Annotated in this window: 19 protein-coding genes, 1 other RNA gene and 1 pseudogene; 3 read left to right on the top strand and 18 right to left on the bottom strand. The window is 48.4% G+C overall.

Annotation, left to right across the window (positions count from 1 at the left end; translation table 11 throughout):
• Positions 1-29: 29 nt before the first annotated feature.
• The 8 genes from LC508_RS15385 to LC508_RS15420 all read right to left on the bottom strand — a co-directional run bounded on the left by LC508_RS15385 (position 30) and on the right by LC508_RS15420 (position 9,159).
• On the bottom strand, positions 30-1,697 hold the full coding sequence (locus LC508_RS15385; protein WP_033143827.1) for a glycoside hydrolase family 13 protein: 1,668 nt from the start codon (positions 1,695-1,697) through the stop codon (positions 30-32).
• Positions 1,698-1,718: 21 nt separating this feature from the next.
• Positions 1,719-2,549: a carbohydrate ABC transporter permease gene (locus tag LC508_RS15390; protein WP_181014557.1), complete on the bottom strand. Its 831-nt coding sequence runs from the start codon at positions 2,547-2,549 to the stop codon at positions 1,719-1,721.
• A 3-nt stretch (positions 2,550-2,552) separates the two neighbouring features.
• A complete protein-coding gene (locus LC508_RS15395; protein ID WP_033143828.1) occupies positions 2,553-3,407 on the bottom strand; it encodes a carbohydrate ABC transporter permease in 855 nt (284 codons plus the stop codon).
• A gap of 11 nt (positions 3,408-3,418) precedes the next feature.
• The gene (locus LC508_RS15400) at positions 3,419-4,639 is read right to left on the bottom strand and encodes an ABC transporter substrate-binding protein (protein ID WP_033143829.1); all 1,221 of its coding nucleotides are present in this window, start codon (positions 4,637-4,639) and stop codon (positions 3,419-3,421) included.
• Positions 4,640-4,794: 155 nt separating this feature from the next.
• Complete coding sequence (locus tag LC508_RS15405) at positions 4,795-5,805, bottom strand: LacI family DNA-binding transcriptional regulator (protein WP_033143830.1); 1,011 nt, start codon at positions 5,803-5,805, stop codon at positions 4,795-4,797.
• Positions 5,806-5,818: 13 nt separating this feature from the next.
• Positions 5,819-6,505 (bottom strand): CvpA family protein, encoded by a 687-nt coding sequence (locus LC508_RS15410; protein ID WP_054353077.1) that lies wholly within the window; start codon positions 6,503-6,505, stop codon positions 5,819-5,821.
• Positions 6,506-6,613: 108 nt separating this feature from the next.
• Positions 6,614-7,777, bottom strand: a complete 1,164-nt coding sequence (locus LC508_RS15415) for a DUF5711 family protein (protein ID WP_118594099.1) — start codon at positions 7,775-7,777, stop codon at positions 6,614-6,616.
• 53 nt (positions 7,778-7,830) lie between these two features.
• Positions 7,831-9,159, bottom strand: coding sequence for a LysM peptidoglycan-binding domain-containing protein (locus LC508_RS15420; protein WP_054353079.1), 1,329 nt, complete (start codon positions 9,157-9,159; stop codon positions 7,831-7,833).
• 164 nt (positions 9,160-9,323) lie between these two features.
• Between LC508_RS15420 and yyaC the strand changes: the two are divergent.
• Positions 9,324-9,845 (top strand): annotated as a pseudogene (gene yyaC / locus LC508_RS15425) (spore protease YyaC); the annotation flags it as partial.
• Positions 9,846-9,871: 26 nt separating this feature from the next.
• Here yyaC and LC508_RS28605 read toward each other — a convergent pair.
• The 10 genes from LC508_RS28605 to LC508_RS15475 form a co-directional block, all read right to left on the bottom strand.
• Positions 9,872-10,585: an HD domain-containing protein gene (locus tag LC508_RS28605; protein ID WP_225305191.1), complete on the bottom strand. Its 714-nt coding sequence runs from the start codon at positions 10,583-10,585 to the stop codon at positions 9,872-9,874.
• A 140-nt stretch (positions 10,586-10,725) separates the two neighbouring features.
• Positions 10,726-11,664: a transketolase family protein gene (locus tag LC508_RS15435; RefSeq protein WP_054353081.1), complete on the bottom strand. Its 939-nt coding sequence runs from the start codon at positions 11,662-11,664 to the stop codon at positions 10,726-10,728.
• Entirely contained in the window at positions 11,652-12,491 is an 840-nt protein-coding gene (locus tag LC508_RS15440; RefSeq protein ID WP_033143837.1) for a transketolase, read from the bottom strand. The genes LC508_RS15435 and LC508_RS15440 overlap by 13 nt, the downstream gene beginning before the upstream one ends.
• Positions 12,492-12,562: 71 nt before the next feature.
• On the bottom strand, positions 12,563-13,216 hold the full coding sequence (gene fsa / locus LC508_RS15445) for a fructose-6-phosphate aldolase (RefSeq protein WP_033143838.1): 654 nt from the start codon (positions 13,214-13,216) through the stop codon (positions 12,563-12,565).
• A 231-nt stretch (positions 13,217-13,447) separates the two neighbouring features.
• Positions 13,448-14,554, bottom strand: a complete 1,107-nt coding sequence (locus LC508_RS15450; RefSeq protein WP_033143839.1) for a LacI family DNA-binding transcriptional regulator — start codon at positions 14,552-14,554, stop codon at positions 13,448-13,450.
• A gap of 10 nt (positions 14,555-14,564) precedes the next feature.
• Positions 14,565-15,164, bottom strand: coding sequence for a recombination mediator RecR (gene recR, locus LC508_RS15455; protein ID WP_033143840.1), 600 nt, complete (start codon positions 15,162-15,164; stop codon positions 14,565-14,567).
• Between the two features lie 29 nt (positions 15,165-15,193).
• Positions 15,194-15,550 carry a YbaB/EbfC family nucleoid-associated protein gene (locus LC508_RS15460; RefSeq protein WP_225305192.1) on the bottom strand — a complete coding sequence of 119 codons (357 nt, stop codon included), beginning with the start codon at positions 15,548-15,550 and terminating at the stop codon, positions 15,194-15,196.
• A 12-nt stretch (positions 15,551-15,562) separates the two neighbouring features.
• The gene (gene dnaX / locus LC508_RS15465; RefSeq protein ID WP_033143842.1) at positions 15,563-17,197 is read right to left on the bottom strand and encodes a DNA polymerase III subunit gamma/tau; all 1,635 of its coding nucleotides are present in this window, start codon (positions 17,195-17,197) and stop codon (positions 15,563-15,565) included.
• Positions 17,198-17,216: 19 nt separating this feature from the next.
• Positions 17,217-18,296, bottom strand: coding sequence for a 6-phosphofructokinase (locus LC508_RS15470; RefSeq protein WP_033143843.1), 1,080 nt, complete (start codon positions 18,294-18,296; stop codon positions 17,217-17,219).
• 168 nt (positions 18,297-18,464) lie between these two features.
• A complete protein-coding gene (locus tag LC508_RS15475; protein ID WP_103733245.1) occupies positions 18,465-18,932 on the bottom strand; it encodes a hypothetical protein in 468 nt (155 codons plus the stop codon).
• 250 nt (positions 18,933-19,182) lie between these two features.
• On the opposite strand from LC508_RS15475, the gene ffs reads away from it, so the two are divergent.
• An RNA gene (gene ffs / locus LC508_RS15480) (signal recognition particle sRNA large type) lies at positions 19,183-19,445 on the top strand.
• Between the two features lie 72 nt (positions 19,446-19,517).
• Positions 19,518-20,132, top strand: coding sequence for a DedA family protein (locus LC508_RS15485; protein ID WP_033143845.1), 615 nt, complete (start codon positions 19,518-19,520; stop codon positions 20,130-20,132).
• The last annotated feature ends 40 nt before the right edge of the window (positions 20,133-20,172 follow it).

Below are 20,172 nucleotides of genomic sequence, written 5' to 3' on the forward strand. Positions count from 1 at the left end.
TCTGTCTGTATGGATTACAGATCCATCCCTTATTTTTCAATCACCAAAGCTTCGTAAGGTCTCAGCCTGATGCTGTGGGCAGCTTCCTGCCCCTCATAGTTGCCGATCAGCACCTTTTTGCCTGCAAATTCTTCCGGTACACAGTAAACGGTTTCCTCTTCTGAGAAATTGCAGATAACAAGAAGCTTCTCATTGTCCAGGCTGCGCGTATACACAAAAAGCTTTTCATCTTCCGGCATCAACAATTCATAGTGGCCGTAGACAATGATCTCCTTTTCCCTTCTCAGGCGGATCAATTCCTTATAATAGGAGAATACAGAATCTGCGCGTTTCACCTGCTCCTCCGCATTGATATCCTCATAGTTCGGGTTCACCCTCATCCAGGGAGTACCTGTGGAAAATCCTGCATTCACATCTGCGTTCCACTGCATGGGTGTTCTTGAGTTATCCCTGCTCTTATAACGCAGATACCGCATCATGGTCTCCCCGTCTATTTTACCGCTGTCCACATATTCGTGATATGCATTGATACTCTCAATATCGCAGAAATCCTCTACCGTGTTAAACTCCATATTTGTCATACCCAGTTCTTCGCCCTGGTACACATATGGGGTTCCCTGCATCATGTGCAGACAGGTAGCCAGCATTTTAGCAGAAACCTCGCGGTAACGCACACTGTCATTTCCAAATCTGGAAACGATTCTGGGCTGGTCATGATTGGACCAAAACAGACTGTTCCAGGCTGATCCCTCCAGTTCATTCTGCCATTTCGTTAGGTTTTCTTTCAGTTCTGTGAGCTTTATCTTTCTATCGCTCCATTTGGAAAATTCTCCGCCGTCCAGTCCCATATGTTCAAACTGGAATACCATACTTAACTCTGTACCTTTTTCTGAGGCATATTTCTTTGCTTCCTCAACAGTAACGCCGGCACACTCCCCAACGGTGAGCAGATCATATTTTGACAGTACCTTCCGGTTCATCTCCTGCAGATATTCGTGGACATGAGGACCATTCTGTACATATGGGGACGCGTCTCCGTGGAGGCCGTCACGTACCTCCCCGTCAGGAAGCCCCTCTGCCTTGGAGATCATGCTGATAACATCCATACGGAAACCGTCAATGCCCTTCTGGCACCACCAGTTCATCATGGAAAATACTTCATCGCGCACTTTGGGGTTCTCCCAGTTCAGGTCCGGCTGCTTTTTGGAGAACATATGTAAATAGTACATATCTGTGTTTCCGTCATATTCCCAGGCAGGGCCATTGAAGACAGATCCCCAGTTGTTTGGTTCTTTTCCGTCTTTTCCTTCACGCCAGATATAATAATCACGGTACGGATTATCCTTAGACTTTCTGCTCTCCATAAACCATTCGTGTTCATCCGAAGTATGGTTCACCACCAGGTCCATAACAATCTTGATACCCCTGGCGTGAGCTTCCTCCAGCATCCTGTCGAAATCCTCCATGGTACCGAATTCTTTCATGATTGCCTGATAGTCACTGATATCATAGCCATTGTCATCATTTGGTGACTGGTACACCGGGGAGAGCCAGATCACATTGATCCCCAGCTCCTTCAAATAATCCAGTTTACTTGTAATACCATTGATATCTCCGATTCCGTCTCCATTGCTGTCGCAGAAACTCCTTGGATATACCTGATAAACTACGCTTTCTTTCCACCATGCTTTTTTCATTGTTCAGTCTCCTTTTTCATTTTATGCTTTCACCGCACCGTTGGTAACACCGCTGATAACCTGTTTCTGCGCAAAGAGATAGAAGATCACGATGGGCAGAAGAGCCAACAGGTATGACGCAAAGGCCAGGCTGTAGTCAGTTGCAAATTCACCCTTGAACACATACTGCGCAAGCTGCAGCGTCTGGTTCTTCTGGTCGCTGATGATGACCAGGGGCATGGTAAAGTCATTCCAGCACCACAGGAAGGTAAGGATTGCCACTGTGGCATTCATGGGCTTCAGGGTTGGGAAAATGACCTTGTAAAACATCTGGAAGGTATTGGCACCGTCAATGGTCGCCGCTTCATCAAGCGCCGTTGGAATGGACTTGATATAGCCGGAATACAGGAAAATATTCATGGGAAGGCCCATGACAATGTACAGTATGATCAGCCCCGGCACATTATCCATATGGAAAAAACTCACCTGCTTAACCAGCGGCAGCATGATAATATTAAACGGAATAAACATGGCACTGATCAGGAAATAGTAAATAAAATCATATAACTTCCTGCCCCTGTTCCTTGTAATGGCAAACGCCATAAAGGAGTTTGTCACAATGGTCCCGGCAACTGATACCACTGTAATGATCAGTGTATTTCTAAATGTAACGAAAAAATTTGTCTTCTCAATAGCTGTCAGAAAGTTCTCAAAATGCAGCTTGTTGGGGAATGCCAGCACAGACTGGGCGATCTGCTCCGGTGTTTTCAGAGCGATGACTACTGTGATATAGAGCGGAAACAGAATCGTAACCGCCGCAAGCGCAAACAGAACGATTGTGAGTATGGTACTGCTTTTCTTGTTCTTCAACATATCTTACGCCTCCCTCTTCTCTAAAACTCTTGTCTGGAACAGTGAAATCACAGCTATGACAATGAAGAAAATCACCGCATTGGCTGACTGGTATGCATACTGGGCACCTGAAAATCCCTGCTTGTAAATAAGCACGGAAATGGACTGTGTGGAGGTACCCGGCCCGCCGTTTGTCATGGCGATAATCTGGTCAAATACCATGAGGAAGTTCTTCACACAGAGTACCATGTTGATGGTGAAAAACGGTGCGATCAGCGGGAAAGTCATCTTCCAGAAGGTCGTCCATCTGCCTGCCCCGTCAATGCTGCTGGCCTCATAGATATCCGTGTCGACCGTCTGCAGTCCTGACATATAGATGATGGTATTAAAGGCCACTGCCTGCCATACACCTACCACCAGAATACCGATCCAGGCCAGATTCTCCTGCCCCAGAATATTACTGCTCAAAAATCCAATTCCCATCTTTTGTCCCAGATCCGGCAGAACATTGGAGAAAATAAAGTTAAATACAAAGCTGACGATCAGTGCACTGAGCATATAAGGAAGGAAATATATGGCCTTCAGTGCATTCTTGCATTTAATTTTCGCATTGAGCGCAAGTGCCAGCAAAAGGCTTATGATATTGACCAGGATGGTTGCACAGATGGCGTATTTAAAGGTAAACTTGTAGGCATCTCCGATAGCCTCGTCCCCCCACAGTTTCAGATAGTTGGTAAGACCTACGAAATCCCAGGTTCCGTACCCCTTCCAGTCTGTAAAGCTGTAGAAAATTCCTTTTAAAAAGGAAAATGTGTGAAAGGTGAAAAACAGTACCAGCATTGGTATGATGATCACCATATAAGCTCTGTTCTTTTTCATGATTCATCCCCCTAAAAACTGTTGTATTTGTCGTATTCTTTATCCAGTTTCTTTAAAAATTCTTCCACATCTCCCTGCTTGCTCACAAAGGTCTGCAGTGTCACCGTAAAATCAAAGCCGGTGGGGTAATAATGGTCCGCGAAATCTCCGATATTTCCCTGAGCGAATTTCTCTGCAACACCTGCCACGCTTGCATTATCCTGCACTACCGTGTCCACAGAGGGAAATGCAAACTGATCTTCAATATATGCCTTTACTTTGTCATCCCGGAAGATAAAGCTTATGAAATCTTTCGCCAGCTCTTCCTCCTTGGTTTCCTTATAGATGGTCGGCATTACATCAATACCGGAAATAATGGCGTTTTTGCTCTCATCGTTTGTGACCGGAAGGGCAAACATGTCCAGATTCACATCAGGATTGGCTTTCTGGATATTGGGTATCGCCCAGTTTCCCTGGAACATCATGGCTGCCTTGCCGTTGGCAAAGTCAATATTTCCGTCATCATAGCCCTTACCCAGAAGGTCCTTCTGTCCGTACCCGGTGAGTGTCAGAATCTTCTCAGCCGCCTCCTCGTGAGTACCCAGAAATGTGGTCTTTCCCTCTCTTCTGTCCAGGAAAAAGTCCATTCCCGCCAGGTCATATGTCATGGGAATCCACAGCGGGCCGCCTGTCCAGGAATCCTTTAAAGTGAAATAAAAGGGCTGGATTCCCGCGCTTTCAAGCTTTTCGCACACATCCATCAGCTCATCCCAGGTCTCGGGGATCTCAAGCCCCTGTTCCTTGAAAATATCCACATTGTAGATGATCCCCTCTGCGTTTGTGGCATAGGGCAGACCATAGAGCTTTTCCTCCTGGTCAGGATTCAGGTTATAGACCTGCTCTTTGTAGGCATCCTTGATCCGGTCAGCCTCTTCCATATCACTTAGATCCATGAGGATTTCCGCCTCGGACATATCGCGGAAAGTCATGTCTCCTCCCATGAAAATAATATCCGGCACACGGTTCTTGGTAAGCTTGGTCCTAAGCACAGTGGACGCGTCCGGCGGAGAGTTGAATTCAATGGTCACATCAGGGTGTTCCTGTGTGTATTCATCAATAAAAGACTGCAGAATCGCCTGATTCTCCATCTTGGTAGAGAAAATTTCCAGGTGGTTTTCTTCCTTCTGTCCGCAGCCTGTCATCAGCAGAGCACAGCCCGCAAGAGCGGCGGCGGCTAACAATCTGTTTTTCATATGTTTCTCCTTTCACTCAACAAAAACAAAAGACGTTTTGCGCAAAACCTTTTCTATCTGTCACAAATTATAGCAACAAGACGGAAACAGTACAATAGGTTTTGCGCAAAACGTCTTTTTAGACAACTGGCATATACTTTTTTTGTAGAATTTTACTATAAGGGCTTTTGTTTCACGGAATCCCGGACCACAACCTCCACGGGAAGCCTCTCCTGCCCCTTAAATTCCTCCTCCTGGATCAGGCATATCAGCCTTTTTACAGCCTCCTGGCCCTTCTTCATGATATTCTGCCGGACAGTGGTTATCTCCGGTCTGCAGATCTCCGCATAGGGGCTGTCGTCAAATCCGGCCACAGACACATCCCCCGGAATATCCACACCCTTATCCTGGAGGAAATGAATGGCCTCCAGAGCATAAAAATCAGATGCAAAAAAGAGTACATCACGGCTCTTTAAATCCTCCAGGCTGTCTTCCAGCCACGCTTTCCGCAGTTCCCGGTTCTCCGGCATGATTCTGCGCCCTGCCGCGGCGCCTTCTGCCCCGTGCTCTTCCACTGCCTTTTGAACGCCCAGCCAGCGCTCATGATCCACGCCCACATCATTGTCTGCCAGAAAGAGGATATTCTTATGTCCCTGTTCTGCCAGGAATTTCCCCATGGCATACCCCCCTTCAAAGTCCTGCAGGCCAATGTTGGCAACCTTTTTCTCCCCGTAATAATTGTCAATGCTCACAAGAGGGATCTGGCACTTCTCACTTAACTCCAAGTTCTCCTCTGAGGACAGGCCCAGAGTGATCAGCCCCTCCACTTTCCAGGTGGCAGCCAGTTTCCAGCTTTCCTCCTGGGAATTTGCCAGATGGAAAAGCATATAATAATTCTGTCTGTATATCTCCAGCTCCAGAGAGTTGAGGATAACGCTGGTAAAAGGGTCAGAGGCAATGCTTCTGCGCTTTCCTTCCCGCTCCCCGATCAGCACGCCTATGAGCCTGGAACGGTTCTCCGCCAGCATAAGGGCACTCATACTTGGAATGTACTGGTTTTTTTCCAGAATCCTCTGAATCTTATCAATATTGGCTTTGGAAACTTTTTTTGTATTTCCGTGAATAACATTGGAGACTGTGGTTGGGCTCACCCCGGCCTCTTTTGCAATATCCTTTATCCTGACCATATGTAAAACTCCTTTATATTTTCAAAAATCCTGACACGAATTTGAGAAGCAGATTGGAATCGTAGAGCCATTTTGTAATGGGATTCTCCTTTGCCATCTCCACGGCTGTCCGTCCCCAGTCAGTGCTCCAGAACAGGGTGATCACCAGGAAGAACACCCAGACAATGAGAAGCCCCTGCACACATCCGGCAGCCGCTCCGGCCGTGCGGTTTAACAGGCTCAGCACCGGCAGACTGAAAATGCTGTCAAGAGCTGCCACCGCAAACCGCAGGATCAGGGACACCACAAAAAACGTGACCAGAAAGGACAGGCTGTTGACGATCATATGGGCAATGGAGGCGGAGAGATAACCGGCAAAGGCGTCTGCCAGTGAATCCCCGTAGGATCCCCCGCTCTCCTTTAACATACTTTTTATACTCTCCGGGAGAGGAAGTTCTTCAATGAACGCGGTCTGACTCTGTTCCCCAAGTTCTCCCTCCAGCCCTGCGGCTATGGATTCACTGCATTTTTCCTCGATGGTGTCATAGATCGGTGTCTTCTCTTCCACAAAATCCACCACATAGGGGTTCAGGAAATAAACCAGTACCATGCTCACAAGAATAGAGAACATAGCTGCAATCGTCCTGATAAACCCTCTGCGTATACCATTCATAATACATAGAACAAATACGGCAAGTACAATAATATTAAGCCAATTCATAATTTTCTCCTGTGTAAATCTTTAAGATAAACGATGGTTACTTTTCACTGCATGCCCGGCAACAAACGAAGCTGCCGCGTAACCGCCGGCAGCTCCACATTATTTCTGCTATTTTAATTTAATTGTCTTGATGCCATTCTCAGACACGAGAATGTAGCGGTTGGAGCCGATTTTAAAAATATCTTTGATGACACCCTCATCCATATTTCCATTGAACTTCTCGATTCCGCTGAGGGAATACATGGATACCTGGCTGTCATTGTTCATGATGATCATATCATCGCTGATGCGGATATTCTTATATTCCATATTGAAGCTGCGGCTGAACTTTTCTTTTCCGGTAAGGTCATACAATGTCATAGTGTATTTGTCATCCTTGCCGTCACTTTTGAAAACAAGTCCCACATATTTTTCATTGCAGAATGTGCTGACTATGTCTGTTTTGATCTTCTTATTCGTCTTCTCCCTGGGAACGCTGCTCCCTTCGTATATGGAGAAACCGTCATCCCTGAAAGCTGCTGAAACGCCGCCTTCCAAATATACTACCTGGGGAACCACCACGCCCTCATATGTAAATCCGGCGACTATATTGTCAATCTCACCCTGCCCTTCGTCCCCGAAATTATAAAAGGCCACGTAACTGGTCGTCTGCCCGTTCTCCACATAGAGATAGGAAATCATGATCAGCTTTCCGTCAGGGGAAACTGCCAAATCCACCGGATATCCGGGGCTGTCTATTCTGGTCTGGTTTTCTGCGATCAGGCTGCCGTCCGTGGCATAGAAATCAATCCATGTCTTCTCTCCATCCCGGAGAATAGCTGCCACCACACCGCTCTGGGCCACCCTTGCCTTTAGAATGGGCATGCTGGTCTCCACAGCTCCCACAGGGGCATCCTTCCTGAAAATATACATCAGCGTGCCTTCCTTGTCCGCCACAACCGCTGTCTCATCCCGGACATCCGCCACAGGGTCTGTCATCTCATAGCTCTGCTTCCAGACTGTCTCCTGCTTCTGATTCAGCAGGGACGCACCGTCTGACGCGTACTTGAGAACACAGTCCCCCAGCTTTACATATCCGGCTGACTGCACGTCCTCGTTCTTGGCTGAGGACAGTACGGAATACTTGTGATAAGTCCTGCGCTGTATCACCACTACAGCGATAATAATAACTGCTATGACCACCAGGGCAGCGATCAGTATGCGTTTTAACTGCTGTCGTCTGCGCCTGCGGGATTTCTTTTTTCTTTTTTCGTTTGTCTTATTGTCTTCCATTCACTCTTCCTTATCGAATCTGTAACTGTTTTCGGCTATTATAGCACAAAATTCTACGGGAGTAAAATTTTTTGTCCCGGGAAAATAAAATCTTCCGGTGACAGGCCGTTCAGCGCACAGATTTCCTTGATCTTAGAGCTGTTGCCATAATATCTCATGCTGATACTTGTTATGGTGTCGCCCTCGTGAATGGTGTAGGACTGGTGTGTGGAGCCTGCTGTCTGGCCGGAATCCCCGTCATCGCTGTCCTTCGCATCGGCAGGACTGTTTTTGCTGTCATCCTCTGCATCTGTCCCTGATGCATCGCTGCCGCTGTCCGTCTTTTTCTCTGAAGCTCCGTCATCCGCATCCGGATCCTTTGCATCGTCTTTTTTTCCGTCTGTATCCTTCTGTCCATCAGAAGTTCCATCCGATGATTCGGAGGTGGCTGCCCCGTCTGTGCCGGCATCGGTTTCTTCGGTGTCTGTTCCCGCCGCCTCCCCGTCTGCCGCATCCTGACTGTCCTTTTTCCGGTTCTCGGATACCAGTCCATTGACCGGTTTTGTCTCCACAAGCTCCTTGCCGCTGTTCTTATCATCCAGCTTTGAGATGACTGTCTCTGTCTTTTTCAGCTTGTGATAATCATTTAAGTACAGGACTCCCACAGCCAGCACAGCCACCATCATGCACACGCTGGCAGTCCGGAACACGGAGGTGTTCTTTGTCTGCTTTTTGCCCTCAGACTTTGTCTCCACCTTTTTCCGGAATGTCTTCACCGCCTGGTCACTGACCTGTTCACTTTTCGTCTCGGCCTTGTCATTCTGGGCCACGAGGAAATTCTGCATGGGCTCATTTTTTTCATAATAGATATAAAAGCCCGGCTGTCTGGACAGTTCTCCGTCCTCATATCGGTAAAATGCTTCTTCTTTTTCAAGGGGTTCCATCACCATGAGCACCTTGTCATTGCCGCCGAAATGATCCAGATGGGTCCGGCAGATGACTTCGTGAAGCTCCATGGAGCATCCGGGAATGGACAGATACCATCCCACAATTTCCTGATCCGGAAAATATTCCTTGTTCTTCTCATACACGTGGTTCCAGATTTCCCTGGTAAAGGAAAGGTGTTCTTCAGTAATTTCCATGTCAGGAAGTACAACAGCGCTTTTCACAAAAAGGTAGGAAATACCGTCTTTCCAGTTGGCCTGTCCCAGAAGAATTGCAGCTTTTCCTTTTGAAGAATTCCCGGAAGAGATTCTACAAAGGTAAGTGTACGCATAATCTTCTATATAGATTTTTTGTGTTTCGTTGACTTCTCCTATCTGGCGTATGTTGTTGGGGATGCGGAAGAATCCTTCGTTTCCCTCAGGCTTTTGTTTTTCTTTTTCGTAGACTATTTCTATCATAAAGATTCACCCCTTTGGGCAACAGGATAGCACGGATCTTCTGCGAAATTTAGCGGATTAAGAAAGGTACATGCCTTTTTTTAACGACAAACATCCCGTTAAAAAGACAGGATAAAGAGAGGTAAAAACGGACAAAATAGGGGAAAGAAAGGATGGATAAAAATATGGACACACACCTTGATACGCCCGTTTACTATATTGAAGGCCGCACAGACAGAGCCGGCAACAAGATCGGCTCTCTGCTTACCGAACTATACGCCAAATCCGACAGCAATTTTGAAGAACTTGTCTTCCTCTGTATTGGAAGCGACCGCATCACCGGCGACAGCCTTGGACCTCTCATAGGCCACCGCCTGGCAAAAGAACATCTGAACCGCTGCTGTATATACGGCACCCTTGCCAATCCGGTCCATGCCCTGAACCTCCAGGAGACCGTGGAATCTGTAAAAAAAGAACACCCCAACAGCCTGACCGTGGCCATTGACGCCTCCCTTGGCTCTAAAAAGCACCAGGGCTTTGTCACAGTGGGACAAGGTTCTCTGGAACCGGGCCTGGGCGTAAAAAAGAAACTGCCCCCGGTAGGTGACATATCCATTACGGGCATTGTCAACCTGTCGGGAGCATTTGAGCATTTTCTTCTGCAGACAACACGCCTGTCCACAGTCATGGAGCTGGCGGATGCCATCGTCTCAGGGATTCTGGTCGCACACCGTCAATACTTCGGCACACGCCGCCCTTCTCTTCTCGCCTTCTTCCATCCGGAGGAGGAACGCCGGCGCAGCTTGACGAAATTGACTCCGTTGTCCGCGGAATCCGCTGCTGCCAGACCAAAGGGGAGCTGATAATCCTGGTAATGGTAATCCTCCCCAAACACCTTTTTCATCAGCCGCACTGCCATATAATAAATCCCCCTTGGGAACCAGGCACGGTAGTAATACCTGCCGATCTCACAGGTTCCGCAGTATTTATCCGTCAGGGTAATGATCCATGTCTCTCTGTGCATGGGCGGAACCGGGGTCACCGGAAACATGTGCTTGAGAATCATCTCTTCTTCCAGCTTGTTGAGCCGGAAGTATTTTTTTGCATTATGCAGAGCTGTGTGGGGATGGGTCATGGCGTGGACCGGGTCACCGGTCTTCTTCCTGTGCCCTCTCCAGTCATACAGGAACAGATCGTGCAGCATTCCTGCTCTGGCCGCTGACCTGGCATCCAGGCCGAAGAACTTACAGATACGGAAATTATAGTAGGCCACATTCAGGCAGTGCTGGTAGCAGCTTGTCTCACAGTGATGCGGATACTCCTTCATCCTGAGCACATAAGGATGATGTACCAGATCCTTTATGCACTCATAAAACTCTTCATTCCCCTCATCCTTCACTGTACTCACACGGGAATGCTTTCTTCTGAACAACCCCTTACGCTTCATATCTGTCATGCTCCTTTATGTCCTTAGAAAAAGGGATGCCGCCTGTTGGTGACATCCCTCACTTTAACCAGGTTTCTAACCTGATTTTAAAACATATGTTATTTTTTGTAAAGGCCTATACAAGTACCTGCATATCTCTCTTATACAAATGCTTTTACTTTGGCATAGATACCGTTTGCGTCAATGCCGTATTTTTCCAGCAGCTTCACTGCAGGGCCTGATTCACCGAATACATCATTGATACCGATTCTCAGCATTTTTGTCGGCGCTTTCTCGCTCAGGACTTCTGCAACAGCTCCGCCCAGACCTCCGATCACGGAATGCTCCTCAACGGTAACCACTTTGCCGGTCTCCTTTGCTGCCTTCACAACCAGCTCCTCATCCAGAGGTTTGATGGTGTGGATATTGACCACTTTGGCGTCGATTCCGTCTGCAGCCAGTTTATCTGCGGCAGCCAGAGTCTCACTTACACAGAGACCTGTGGCAAAAATAGTCACATCCTTGCCTTCTCTCAAAACAATACCTTTTCCGATCACAAATTTATAATCCGGTTTGTCATTGATCACCGGAACAGCGAGACGTCCGAATCTGAGGTATACAGGGCCTTCATGCTGGTAAGCAGCTTCAACTGCCGCTTTTGCCTCAACATCATCGGAAGGGTTTAAGATAACCATTCCCGGGATTGTGCGCATCAGAGCCATATCCTCGTTGCACTGATGGGTGGCGCCGTCCTCACCTACGGAAATACCTGCATGGGTCGCGCCGATCTTTACATTCAGATGAGGATATCCGATGGAGTTGCGCACCTGCTCGTAGGCACGTCCGGCAGCAAACATGGCAAATGTGCTGGCAAAAGGAACTTTTCCGGTGGTGGACATACCTGCCGCAATACCCATCATATCACACTCTGCGATACCGCAGTCAATGTGACGTTCCGGAAATGCTTTCTGGAAGGTACCGGTCTTGGTTGCACCTGCCAGGTCCGCGTCCAGAACTACCAGGTTGTCGTATTTCTTTCCTAATTCTACTAATGCATTTCCATAGCTTTCTCTGGTTGCGATCTTCTTTACTTCTGACATAATGCTTCACCTGCCTTTTCCAAATCTGCCATAGCGATTTCATATTCTGCATCATTCGGAGCTTTTCCGTGCCATCCGGCTTCATTTTCCATGAAGGAAACGCCTTTGCCCTTCACTGTTTTCATGATAATGGCAGTGGGCATTCCCTTTGTCTCTCTGGCCTCTTTAAAAGCTGCCTCAAGCTGGTCAAAGTCGTTGCCGTCTGCCACGTTGATCACGTGGAAGTTGAAGGCTTCAAATTTCTTGTCAATGGGGTACGGAGAACAAACATCTTCAATGCTTCCGTCAATCTGAAGTCCGTTGTTGTCCACGATCACTACCAGATTGTCCAGTTTTCTGAATCCGGCAAACATAGATGCCTCCCAGACCTGGCCTTCCTGGATCTCGCCGTCACCCAGCAGGGTGTAAACACGGTAATCCGCGCCGTCCATCTTAGCGGACAATGCCATTCCGACTGCTGCGGAGATACCCTGTCCCAGGGAACCGCTGGACATATCAACGCCCGGGATATGTTTCATATCCGGATGTCCCTGCAGATAAGAGCCGAGATGACGCAGAGTTTTCAAATCCTCTGTGGGGAAATATCCTCTCTGTGCCAGAGTGGAATAAAGGCCCGGTGCTGTATGTCCTTTTGAGAGGACAAAACGGTCACGGTCTGCCTTCTTCGGCTCTTTCGGGTCAATATTCATTTCCTGGAAATACAGATACGTAAATAAATCTGCTGCTGATAATGAGCCGCCCGGATGTCCGGCTTTTGCGGAATGAACAGCAGTCACGATGCCTTTGCGGACTTCGTTAGCTGTCTTCTGAAGTTCTAACTTGTTCATTTCTTCCTCCTGATGGTTTGTTCTGTGAACGGGAGCCTGTCCGGCTTCCCGTCTGCCTCTATACAGTTCTATTATTCGCCGAAAACTGCAATATAATCTTTCTGGAATTTCTCAATACCCTGGTCTGTCAGTGGATGTTTTGTCATCTGCTCCAGAACCTTGTAAGGTACAGTCGCAATATCCGCGCCTGCCAGAGCACACTCTGTCACGTGCATCGGATGGCGTACGCTTGCTGCAATGATCTCTGTGTCAATGCCTGCAACCTGGAAGATCTCTACGATCTCACGGATCAGATCTGTTCCGCATACAGAGATGTCATCCAGTCTGCCCAGGAACGGGGAAACATAGGTTGCGCCTGCTCTTGCTGCCAGCAGTGCCTGGTTGGATGTAAATACCAGTGTAACGTTGGTTTTGATACCTTCTGCGTTCAGAACTTTAACTGCTTTTAATCCCTCTGTTGTCATTGGAATCTTAACGATCATGTTCGGATGGATAGCTGCGATCTCGCGGCCCTCTTTGATCATGCCTTCTGCATCTGTTGTGGTGGCTTTCACCTCACCGCTGATCGGTCCGTCTACGATGGAAGTGATCTCTTTGATAACCTCATTGAAGTCACGTCCCTCTTTTGCGATCAGGGATGGGTTTGTGGTCACTCCACAGATGATTCCCATGTCATTTGCCTTGCGGATGTCTTCTACATTTGCAGTGTCGATAAAAAATCTCATAATTTTTTCCTCCCGTTCAAAACCTTTGCTTTGTCATTTGATACACTCAGTTTACCCCATAAAACATACCTTCGCAAGAGCTATCGATTTTATAAATAATTTAACTTATTAATAAACCGGATTTTTATTAACTATTTTCGGTAGTTTTATAAAATCCCTTTTGCCCAATCCTATAATTTTCAGGATTTTGTCTTTATTTTATTACTAATAATAAAATGGATTTCATTTAATTTATTTTGTTTTTTTCTTCTTTTTCTGCTTTTGTTTTACATAACCTGTGGTCTTGCGTACAATCAGCTTCGGTTCATACTCAATATGATAGATGCTGGTGGGCTCACTGTCAGAATATGTATTCATGAAGGATTCAATCTTGCGCATGATAATATCGCAGGCATCCCGCCCTTTCAGAGGTACAAAGTGCTCTATGGTGGTGAGGGACATATGTGACATACCGGAAAATATGATGTTGTCGCAGCCAAGTACAGACACATCACCGGGAATCTTATATTTTTCTTCCTGGAGGGCATCCATGATGCCAAAGGCCATCATGTCGTTCAGTCCCGCAAACGCGGTCACTTTCCTCGGCCCCGCCAGAATTTCCTTTGTCAGGTTATATCCCATCCGGTATTCCGAGTCAATGCTTGGGAGCTGGTCATCCAGGGCGTCATCCGCCGCTTTGATGATCACATGGCCGCCCAGGCCCTCCTTCTCATACTCCTCCACAAATCCTGCCACACGTTTGGAGCGCTGCTGCTGCCTTTTTGTAAGCGGCGGCGCGATAAACGCTACGTCCCGGTGGCCTAGATCCAGCAGATGCCTGGCCATAAGGCTGCCCACCTTAGTATTGTCCTGGTTGATGGCATCTACTTCCACACGTTCCCTGTTGCTTATGATGACCAGCGGAATCTTCTTCGCCAGCTCCTCCACCTGCTGCATGTACACAGGACTTGGGTTGAAGGTGTAGATGATGCCCGCCGGGATAACCGTGTGCATCATCTTCAGGTACTGCTCCTCCAGCTTCAGCTCCCTCTGTGTGTCACAGGTGAAGACCGCATATCCTTTTTCCTTGGCTACTTTTTCAATTCCCTGCAGAAGCATGACATAATAAGGGTTGGTAAGGGTGGGGCAGAAGACTATGATCAGCCTGCTGTTACCGGCATCCTTTCTCGGACGTCTCTTCGGTATGTTGTATCCCATTTCCCGGGCAGCCTGCTCCACCTTCTGTATCGTCTCTTTCGAGAAGGAAACATTGTACTTTTTATTCAGCACCATGGATACCGTTGCCTGGGATACTCCCGCTGCTTTCGCGATATCCGTGGACGTCACTTTCTTCTTCATGTTAAAGCTCCTATAGTTCTACCCTTCCCTCCAGCGCACGAAGAAGGGTAACTTCATCAATATATTCCAGATCGCCACCCACAGGAACCCCGCTGGCGATACGGCTCACCCGGATACCGGTAGGCTTCACCAGTTTGCTGATGTACATGGCGGTGGTCTCTCCTTCCAGGCTGGAATTGGTGGCGATGATCACCTCCTCAATATCATCCTGGGAAAGGCGCTGCATCAGTTCCTTTAACTTAATGTCATCCGGACCGATGCCCAGCATGGGAGAAATCGCGCCGTGCAGCACGTGATACACACCGTCATATTTTCCGGTCTTCTCGTATGCTGCCAGGTCCCTGGTATTCTCCACCACCATGATGACCTTCCTGTTTCTTCTGGGGTTATTGCAGATCGGGCAGATTTCCTGGTCTGTCAGGGTGTAGCAGTTCTTACAATACTGTACATTGGCCTTGGCATTCACAATGGACGCGGAAAGCTGCTCCACCTGGTCCTTTGGCATATTCAGAATGTGGAATGCCAGGCGCTGGGCAGATTTTGCCCCAATGCCCGGCAGACGGGAAAGCTGCTCAATTAATTTGTTGATATGACTGCTGTAGTATTCCAATATTTTTCACCTCTGCGGTATACGGCCGCTTAGAACGGGAATCCGCCGCCAAGGCCTCCAAGCCCGCCTGTGAGCTTAGACATAAGCGCCGCTGACTCCTCTTCCATCTTGCGGAGCGCCTCATTGGTAGCTGCCATAATAAGGTCCTCCAGCATTTCAATATCATCCGGGTCAACCACTTCCTCAGCCAGCTTCACCTTTGTGATCTCCTTCTTGCCGGAGACGGTCACTTCAACGGCTCCGCCGCCTGCTGTGGCGGTAAATCCCTTCTCCTCCAGTGCCTTCTGGTTTTCCTCTGCCTGACGCTGCATCTTCTGCGCCTGCTTCATCAGATTATTCATGTTTCCGGGCATTCCCATTCCCGGAAATCCTCCTTTTTTAGCCATATTCAAATCCTCCTATTCTTCCTCTTCCATTTCTTCTACTACTACATCCATGCGGATGTTCTGTTCGATCAAATCATCTACGGAAATCGAGGCCAGCCCCGCAGGGCCTTTATGCTCCCCGCCTGCCAGTAAAAGCTCGATCTCCACGCTCTTTCCTGTTTTCTTCCGGATGATTTCTTTAAGCATGGGTATGGTATCCGGATTGTCCATGCAGATTTTCGCCTGAAAATTTCCAAACTCCACATACAGGACAGGTTCTCCTGTACTGCCGTTGTATTTCGGCGTGGAAGTCAGGAGCATCTGCTGCAGAAAGCCTCTTGTCTCCCGCACTATGGAATTCCAGTTCTTCTTAATATACTGCAGATCCTCAGGAGCTGCCTTCTCAGGCTTTGCCTCCGGCTCTGAAGGTTTTTCCTCCGCTGCGGCATCCGGTACCCCGCCGTATGCCGGTGAACCGTATTCACCTGCCTGTGCCGGTCCTGCCATCACGACACCGTTCTCCAGCTTTTCCTCCAGTACCCGGATTCTGTCAAACAGGGAATCCAGGTTGGTCTCCATAACAGGCTGACAGAGTTTTATCAGCGCGATCTCCACCAGCACCCTCTTCTGGGATGCATAGCGGATCTGGTTGGAAAGCTCTGAAAAAATGCGGATGTAGCGCATCAGTGTCTCCGCATCCAGCATACGGCTCTCCTCCCTGAGAAGCGCCATATTCTCCGCAGAGACATCCACAGCCTCCTCCGGTGCATCTGAAGTCTTCACCAGCAGCAGATTGCGCAGATACCAGATAAAATCCGCCACAAACTGCCCCAGTTCCCTTCCCTGGATGATCAGATCCTCCAGGGTCCTGATAGCGCCTGCGGTATCCTGCTTTACGATCAGCCGCAGAAGCCTGCTGAACACCTGTGTATCCACAGCCCCCAGCACCTCAAGGGCCTTTTCATAGGTCAATGTCTCACCCAGATAAAAGGCGATACACTGGTCCAGCAGGGAGAGTGCATCACGCATGGAACCGTCCGCTGCCTTTGCAATGTAGCGGATGGCCTTCTCCTCCACGTCTGTTCCCTCTTTATCCATCAGCTCCGTCAGCCTTGCCGCTATGGTATCCACGGTAATGCGTTTGAAATCGTAGCGCTGACATCTGGACAAAATGGTGATAGGGATCTTGTGGGCCTCCGTGGTGGCAAGAATGAAGATAACATAAGAAGGAGGTTCCTCAAGCGTCTTTAACAGTGCATTAAACGCTCCTGTGGACAGCATATGAACCTCATCTATGATATATACTTTATAACGTCCTTTTGCCGGACGGTAGGCCACTTCCTCGCGGATCTCACGAATGTTATCGACGCCGTTGTTGGAAGCGGCGTCAATCTCTATGACATTCATGGAGGTCCCCGCATTGATCGCCTGGCATGTCTCGCATTCATTGCAGGGGCTTCCGTCTACCGGATGTTCGCAGTTTACCGCCTTTGCCAGAATCTTGGCAATGGTAGTCTTACCTGTACCACGGGTGCCGCAGAAAAGATAGGCATGGCCGATCCTGTCTGCCTTCATCTGGTTCTTCAATGTGGTTACAATGTGTTCCTGCCCCTTTACATCTTCAAAATCCTGAGGGCGGAACTTCCGATATAGAGCAGTATAGCTCATGAAAATTCTCCTTTTTCAGTTAATCCCCGAAGCTGATGCCAATCCTCTTTGCCGCCTTGATCAGCTGGTCGTCCGGAGATACCATCTTCAGTTTGCCGGCGCATTCCTGAAGCGGGACTTTCTTGATCTTGCCGTTGACGATTCCCACCATGTAGCCGTATTCATCTTTTAAGATCAGGCCTGCGGCTGCGGAACCCATATGGGTGGAGAGCACACGGTCATACGGACATGGGCTTCCGCCCCTCTGCATATGTCCCGGAATGGTGATACGGATATCCAGATCCAGTTTCTCCTTCAGCTCTGCCTCCAGCTTATAGGAAACGGATGGATATTTCTTCGCATTTTCTTCCATTTTCTTCTTCAGCTCTTTCTTGGGAAGCGCTGCGTCCTCTTTGGAAACCGCGCCCTCCGCCACGGCCAGGATGGTAAAGCCTTTTCCGGCTCTGTTCCTCTTCCTGACTGCGTCAGCTATCTTATCAATATCATATGGGATTTCAGGAATCAGGATAATGTCCGCGCCGCCTGCAATACCGGCGTGCAGGGTCAGCCATCCCACTTTATGCCCCATGACTTCCACAATAAAGATACGGCTGTGGGATGCTGCCGTTGTATGGATGCAGTCAATCGCTTCTGTGGCAATATTCACCGCACTCTGGAAACCAAATGTCATATCCGTTCCCCAGATATCATTGTCTATGGTCTTGGGAAGGTGGATGATGTTCAGTCCCTCTTCTCTCAGCATATTGGCTGTCTTCTGGGTACCGTTGCCGCCCAGGATCACCAGACAGTCAAGGCGCAGCTTGTAGTACGTCTGCTTCATGGCCTCAACCTTGTCAAGGCCTCTGTCATCCGGCACGCGCATTAATTTGAAGGGCTGGCGTGATGTGCCCAGGATCGTACCGCCTCTTGTGAGGATTCCTGAGAAATCCTTGGCTGAGAGCATTCTGTAGTCTCCGTATATCAATCCTTTATACCCGTCATCAAAGCCATAGACCTCCAGTTCATCCAGATTGGAAGCCAAACCTTTCACAACACCGCGCATGGTGGCATTGAGCGCCTGACAGTCACCGCCGCTTGTTAACAAACCGATTCTCTTCATATATTTCACATCCCATCTTATGATATAGTATTTACTTCAGTCCCCATTCTGGGTTTGGAATACAGACCCAGTCAGTTTCCGCGGTTCTGCTCCCACATATTGCGGCTGGGAGCCTCCACGCATATTTCGGCGAATAAATTTACTCACCTGCATCCATTATAGCTTATTTTATTTTGTACCACAACTTAAAATTTTCTTTTCGGAAAATGCGGGAAAGGCCGAACAGAAGGTATCCCCTGCATTTTTCACTGTAAGCTGAAAAACCATATGTTCGCCCGGCTGCAGCACTCCAAGCTTTAAGGGCGTCCCGGAGGCCCTGCCGCTGTCGTACGGATCACCGGCCTTTGTCAGTTCCCACGTAATCTCCTCCGGTGCCTGTATGGTAAGATAGTATGCCTCTTCCTCCGCCCCGGTATTCCGGATGGAAAACACCTGGCTTCGCTCCTCGTCCGGCTCCATATCTTCAAAAGACAGGAAAGGCCGCTCTGTGATGACAAATTCGGGCTGGGCGGTATCTATCTTTTCTGTTTCATTTTCCATCCGGCCGGTTTCCGGAAGGTTTTCTGCGGCTGTACTGTATGTAAATCGGCTCACAGCGGCGCACAGAAGCCATAAAATCATCATTTTTCTTTTCATATGCTTGTCCTCCTCTTATATTTTATGCATAAGGAGGCACTTTATTGCATAAAAAGAAAACGGACAGGTATGCGGCCTGTCCGTTTTCTTTCGTTGAGGAATTCAAATTACATTAACACATTTATGGTCGATATTTATTATACTATACTCCTCTGCTTTTGTAAAGTACAGAATCATTTTTTTCTCTCTTTTTTATTTCAGCTCTCTTTTTCATTGACAAAACGTCTAAAAACCGATATACTTTTAGATACCGTGCAGCCGGGGAGATAGCGGTGCCCTGTACCTGCAATCCGCTACAGCAGGGGTGATGCCAAATCTGAGGGGCTTTCTTTGCGGAGCTGCCCTTTATAAGTGGCGCTGACGTCTGGGTCTTGCGCAACAGAACTCTATGAACCGTGTCAGGTCAGGAATGAAGCAGCACTAAGTAGAATCTTCTGTGTGCCGCGAGGGTGCCTGGGCCGAGTTAACTGTAGAGGTAACGTCCGTGAAGGGGTTTCGAGGTGCGGCGCACGGTGAAAAAGAATAGAATAACCTCCACTGTATCGTCATAAGATGAAAGAGACGATTGCAGCGGAGGTTTTTTTGATGAGTTATTGGATGATGCATATAATGGATGCCTACGGGTATCTGGGGATAGCCCTCCTCATTCTGGTTGAGAACCTGTTCCCCCCTATTCCCTCCGAAGTCATACTGACCTTCGGCGGCTTTATGACTACATATACGAAGATGAACATTATCGGTGTTGTGCTCTCCTCCACTGTGGGCAGTGTGTTCGGAGCCATCCTTCTATACCAGATCGGCCACCTGGTCCCCCGGGAAAAGCTGGAATCTCTTCTGGAGGGCAGGATTGGGAAAATACTGCATTTTAAACCGGAAGATGTGGGGAGCGCCATGGAATGGTTTGACAGCAAGGGAAACTATACGGTTCTCTTCTGCCGCTTTATTCCCATTGTGCGAAGCCTGATCTCCATTCCCGCCGGAATGGCCCATATGAACCTGGGCACCTTTCTGTCCCTGACCACGATCGGGAGTTTTATCTGGAACCTGGTACTCGTCACCCTGGGAGCCATCGCCGGAACCTCCTGGCAGAAGGCCGCCGAATGTCTCGGCACTTATACCCAGGTGGCCCGTGTCGTTATCCTGGTCTTCGCGCTGGTCGGTATTTTGGTTTACATAAAAAGGCGTTTCCTTCAGAAATGAGGGGAACGTTCTTTTTATGTAACGATTCAGCCAGCTGAAT

Origin of the sequence: Blautia parvula (assembly GCF_020215665.1) — a bacterium.
GTDB lineage: Bacteria > Bacillota > Clostridia > Lachnospirales > Lachnospiraceae > Blautia > Blautia celeris.

Excerpts from the sequence above, each read along its gene's own strand:
- LC508_RS15460 (WP_225305192.1), bottom strand. The coding sequence starts at position 15,550 with ATGGCTAAAAAAGGAGGATTTCCGGGAATGGGAATGCCCGGAAACATG.
- LC508_RS15470 (WP_033143843.1), bottom strand. The coding sequence starts at position 18,296 with ATGAAGAGAATCGGTTTGTTAACAAGCGGCGGTGACTGTCAGGCGCTC.
- LC508_RS15385 (WP_033143827.1), bottom strand. The coding sequence starts at position 1,697 with ATGAAAAAAGCATGGTGGAAAGAAAGCGTAGTTTATCAGGTATATCCA.
- LC508_RS15390 (WP_181014557.1), bottom strand. The coding sequence starts at position 2,549 with ATGTTGAAGAACAAGAAAAGCAGTACCATACTCACAATCGTTCTGTTT.
- LC508_RS15395 (WP_033143828.1), bottom strand. The coding sequence starts at position 3,407 with ATGAAAAAGAACAGAGCTTATATGGTGATCATCATACCAATGCTGGTA.
- LC508_RS15440 (WP_033143837.1), bottom strand. The coding sequence starts at position 12,491 with ATGAACAAGTTAGAACTTCAGAAGACAGCTAACGAAGTCCGCAAAGGC.
- LC508_RS15485 (WP_033143845.1), top strand. The coding sequence starts at position 19,518 with ATGAGTTATTGGATGATGCATATAATGGATGCCTACGGGTATCTGGGG.
- LC508_RS28605 (WP_225305191.1), bottom strand. The coding sequence starts at position 10,585 with ATGAAGCGTAAGGGGTTGTTCAGAAGAAAGCATTCCCGTGTGAGTACA.
- LC508_RS15410 (WP_054353077.1), bottom strand. The coding sequence starts at position 6,505 with ATGAATTGGCTTAATATTATTGTACTTGCCGTATTTGTTCTATGTATT.
- LC508_RS15400 (WP_033143829.1), bottom strand. The coding sequence starts at position 4,639 with ATGAAAAACAGATTGTTAGCCGCCGCCGCTCTTGCGGGCTGTGCTCTG.
- LC508_RS15415 (WP_118594099.1), bottom strand. The coding sequence starts at position 7,777 with ATGGAAGACAATAAGACAAACGAAAAAAGAAAAAAGAAATCCCGCAGG.
- LC508_RS15450 (WP_033143839.1), bottom strand. The coding sequence starts at position 14,554 with ATGAAGAAGAAAGTGACGTCCACGGATATCGCGAAAGCAGCGGGAGTA.
- LC508_RS15405 (WP_033143830.1), bottom strand. The coding sequence starts at position 5,805 with ATGGTCAGGATAAAGGATATTGCAAAAGAGGCCGGGGTGAGCCCAACC.
- fsa (WP_033143838.1), bottom strand. The coding sequence starts at position 13,216 with ATGAGATTTTTTATCGACACTGCAAATGTAGAAGACATCCGCAAGGCA.
- LC508_RS15420 (WP_054353079.1), bottom strand. The coding sequence starts at position 9,159 with ATGATAGAAATAGTCTACGAAAAAGAAAAACAAAAGCCTGAGGGAAAC.
- LC508_RS15435 (WP_054353081.1), bottom strand. The coding sequence starts at position 11,664 with ATGTCAGAAGTAAAGAAGATCGCAACCAGAGAAAGCTATGGAAATGCA.
- dnaX (WP_033143842.1), bottom strand. The coding sequence starts at position 17,197 with ATGAGCTATACTGCTCTATATCGGAAGTTCCGCCCTCAGGATTTTGAA.
- LC508_RS15475 (WP_103733245.1), bottom strand. The coding sequence starts at position 18,932 with ATGAAAAGAAAAATGATGATTTTATGGCTTCTGTGCGCCGCTGTGAGC.